Origin of the sequence: Belnapia arida, assembly GCF_016773205.1 — a bacterium.
Lineage (GTDB): Bacteria > Pseudomonadota > Alphaproteobacteria > Acetobacterales > Acetobacteraceae > Belnapia > Belnapia arida.
Map to the genome: position 1 here is coordinate 1 of NZ_JAETWB010000108.1, position 3,924 is coordinate 3,924.

Annotated in this window: 2 protein-coding genes and 1 pseudogene; 1 reads left to right on the forward strand and 2 read right to left on the reverse strand. The window is 63.7% G+C overall.

Translation table 11 applies throughout. The features are described 5' to 3' along the window. Nucleotides 1-76 precede the first annotated feature (76 nt). Nucleotides 77-1,023, reverse strand: a protein-coding gene (locus tag JMJ56_RS32660; protein WP_202836043.1) for an IS630 family transposase whose coding sequence is annotated in 2 segments (ribosomal slippage) — nt 77-672 and nt 672-1,023 — 948 coding nt in all. Because the reading frame shifts where the segments join, the coding sequence is not laid out codon by codon here. Between the two features lie 70 nt (nt 1,024-1,093). Next, a pseudogene (locus JMJ56_RS32665) lies at nt 1,094-1,761 on the reverse strand (IS5 family transposase); the annotation flags it as partial. Nucleotides 1,762-2,110: 349 nt separating this feature from the next. Between JMJ56_RS32665 and JMJ56_RS32670 the strand changes: the two are divergent. Further along, on the forward strand, nt 2,111-3,712 hold the full coding sequence (locus tag JMJ56_RS32670) for a diguanylate cyclase (RefSeq protein WP_202836044.1): 1,602 nt from the start codon (nt 2,111-2,113) through the stop codon (nt 3,710-3,712). Nucleotides 3,713-3,924: the final 212 nt, after the last annotated feature.

Sequence of the window (3,924 nt, forward strand, 5' to 3'; positions counted from 1 at the left end):
ACTGCCACCCCGGCCCGCCTGAGCCGTGGTCACCCGCAGCCCATCAGCAAATTCCACCACGTTGACGGACGTGACCTTAGTCGAACGCGTAGCCTGAGTTGGCGAGGTAGTTCTGGCACTCGCTGGGGCTGAAGGTGTCGAGTAGTTGGCCGATGGTGTCCCACAGCGCATCGCGCGTTCGGGCGGCGGCCTTGCGTAGGCCGGCCTTGAGCTTGGCAAAGACCTGCTCGATCGGGTTGAGGTCGGGCGAATAGGGTGGCAGCAGCATGACATGGGCACCTGCTGCCCGGATAGCCTCGTACACGCCGGCCACTTTGTGGGCGGCGAGGTTGTCCATCACCACCACGTCGCCGGGTACCAGCGTGGGGACGAGGAACTGCTCGACGTAGGCGCGGAAGGCCTCACCGGTCATCGGCCCGTCCAGTACCAGCGGTGCGACGAAGCCGGTGCTGCGCAGACCGGCGACGAAGGTGGTGGTCTTCCAGTGGCCGTGCGGAGTGGCGTCCATCAGGCGCTCGTCCCGCGGCCCCCAACCGTAGCGGCGCACCATGTTGGTGGAGGCGCCGGTCTCGTCGAGGAACACGAAGCGCGCCGGGTCCATGTAGCGTTGCCATACCCGCCATTGGCGGCGCCGGTCGGCGATGTCTGGCCGGTCCTGCTCGGCGGCCCTCAGCGACTTTTTTTGTGCCGCAGGCCAAGCCGGCGCAACGTCGACCAGATGGTGGCCAGGGAGCCTGCCTGGATGCCGCGGCCGGTCAGCGCCGCCTGGATCTCGGCCAGGGTGATGCCCGGTTTGGCCGCGGTTAACTCGCGCAGCAGGGCTTCATGCCCGGCCAGCAGGGGCTTCCGGTAGCCGCCGATCCTGGCCGGCGCTGCGCTGTCCGTCTCCCGGACCCGCTGCATCAGCTTGATCGCCGCCGACGGGCTCACCTCAAAGCGCCGTGCCGCCTCCCGCGCCGAACTGCCCGCCTCAACCGCCCGAACCAGCCGCCGCCGGAGGTCCGCAGACAAGGGTGCCGTCATCATCGCCTCGACACTGCATCACCAGTGTCGAATCAGAACGCGAGATTCCGTGCAACATCAAAGTGCTCTAGGCAAAGGACCGCTCGACCACCCAGCGCCGCGGCAGCAGCACGAAGCCACGCTTGGCGTCTGGCAGTTTGACTACTTCCAGCTCGATGCCATGCGCTTTGGCGGCGTCAGTCGCCTTCGGGCCAGTATAACCCTGGTCGACATAGGCTAGATCGACGCTTTGACCGGTGGAGGACTGCACGGCCTGGGCCAGTCGGCCAACCTTGGCGCGGTCGTCCGTGCTGGCGGGTGTGACGTGCAGAGCCAGCAGGTAGCCCAGCGCGTCGACCGCCAGGTGCAGCTTGGACTCTCGCTTGCGCTTGGCACCGTCATAGCCCGCCCTGCCACCGCTCTCCGGCGAGGACCGCAGCGTGCGGCTGTCCAGGATGGCGGCACTGGGCTGGGCTCTGCGGCCTGCGGCGACCCGCAGCACGGCCCGCAGGTCCTTTGGCCAGGGCCTTGAAGCACCCAGCGCTGCGCCTGCTGATAGACCGCCGCTCAGGGTGGCAGGTCGTTCGGCATCCAGCGCCACGGCGCCCCGGTCTTGATCACATAGCGCAGGCCGTTGAACACCTCGCGTAGTGCGTGCTCACGTTGCCCGGCATCCTCAGGCAGCAGCGTCAGGTAAGGCGCAACCAACGCCCATTCGTCATCGGAGACATCAGACGGGTAAGGCTTGCGGACAGTCATGCCCTACAGCCTGATCATTGCCAAGCCGATGGCTCATAACGGCCTCCGAGCTGCCATAGCTACCCTATCTACTCGCTGACATTTTTCATGGAACACCTTATGGTTGAAATCGCTGCTCGCTTTCGCGTGATAATGTTTGCTAGAGGTCTGCGAGCAAGGCGTTGGAGCTACGAGCATGCCGCGGCAACCGTCGTCGAAAGCGAAGCAACCGAAGACGTCAGCGACTGACATGCCTCGGTTGTGGCGCTGGGCAGTCCCGGTGCTCGGAACAATCCTCGCCATGGGGGCTGCGTCAGCGACTTGGGGATACATTGATGCTCAGCGGATTGACGTCCAAGTCCAAGAGGCAATGACGGAGCGCGACAATGCACGTCGCATCTTGCAGGCTGCTGTGGACCTTGAAAGTTCATCTCGCGGCTTCCTTTTGAGCGGAAAGCACGAACAGCTTGCTGACTACCATGCAGCCCTTCAGTTTTTAAACCGAGAGCGGAACAGGTCAATAGCGTCTGTTGATCGTGGCCTGAGCTTATTGCGAGAGTCCTCCCTGTTAGACGCTCTCGAGGTTGCAATGCGAACCAGGGCGCGGCGGATCGAACATTACGCCTCAGGAGGCGTTGAGTCTGCCGTACGAAGCACCCAAGCCGGTGAAGGTAAACGGGCTACGGACGATATCAGGCGGTTGGTCGGGGTCTATGTCGCGGACAGGGAAAGTAAGATTGCCGCGTTGCACGCAGCGCTCGGCTGGCGGCAAACGGCAGTAGTCTGTCTCATCATATTTAGCGCCGTGACGACAATCATTGCTCTTGCGTTTGCCCACCGCCAGATCAGGCGACGGCAGGTCGTCGCGGAAGCGGCGCGCGCGGCCTCCAATCGACGCGGGCAGGAGCTAGCAGCGCTCGTCGAGATGAGCGAACTTTTGCAAAGTGGTGTCGAAGCGAAGGACGTGCGCGATGTCGTGGCGCATGCAGCACGGCGGCTGCTGCCCGGGTTATCTGGCTGGCTTTTCGCATTTAACAACTCCCGTGACCGTCTTGACCTGGCCGCATCATGGAAAGGTTCCAGCGTCGCCACTCCTGCCAACTCAACTGAGCCACCGGACCACTTTGCGCCGTCCGAATGTTGGGCATTGAAGCGCGGCCGACCTCACCACGGCGACCCATCGGCGGAAGGCGGCGGTCTTGGTTGCGTTGCCTGCGCCGCAACCGGGAGCGGCCTTTGTGTGCCCATGGCCGCGCGCGGCGAGGTCCAAGGGGTTCTACGCATTGCGTTTGGAGCGGGCGCTGCTGCACCGACTGTCGAACAGACAGCCTTGGCAACGGCTCTGGGCGATAGCGTATCCCTGGCATTGGCAAACCAAGCCCTGCGCGAACGCCTTCGGGGACAGGCGCTGCGTGACTCCCTCACCGGTCTGCATAACCGTCGCTTCCTCGAGGAGGTCATGGCACAGATGGAGGCGCAACTGGCTCGCGACGGACGTCCCGTCGCTGTGCTGATGATGGATCTCGACCACTTCAAGTCCATCAACGATACGCATGGCCATGCGGCCGGTGACGCGGTCCTGCGGTCGGTTGGCCTACTCCTTATCGATCAGCTGCGCAGGAGTGACGTGGCATGCCGATATGGCGGCGAGGAACTGGCCGTCTTGTTGCCCGGTTGTGATGTTGCTCAAGCAGCCGAACGTGCTGATGGGATTAGGCATGCCATATCCCTGCTTCACAAGTCCAACCCCGCGCATGGTGATAGAGTCGCTCTTCCCCCAGTCACGGTCTCGATTGGGGTGGCGGCCGCGCCACAATCGGCGCGGCAGTTGGCCGATGCGTTGAAGGCTGCCGACGCCGCGCTGTATGAGGCTAAGCGGACTGGCAGAAACAAAGTAACGTCTGCGCCTACACGCACGGCCGAGCCGCAACCGCCGAAGCTTGAAATTGTACAAGCTATTGCCACGCAATGACGGCGTGGGCGGCGCGGTTCGTAAAGCATGTGTACGCCACTGCGCCAGATGCTGGCTTGCGGCAGGGGAGACTTATCGCATGTGTGGATGCCCCCTGCGGGTCAAGGTGAATCAGCGACGCAGGCACCGAGAGCGCGGGTGCGGTCATGATGGAATGGACGGCCCCGCTTTCCTAACTGATCTCCCGGTCGAGGACACGACCAGGAGGCCCG

What these genes read in the sequence shown, in the direction of transcription:
- JMJ56_RS32670 (WP_202836044.1), top strand. Translation starts at nt 2,111, where the DNA reads ATGACGGAGCGCGACAATGCACGTCGCATCTTGCAGGCTGCTGTGGAC.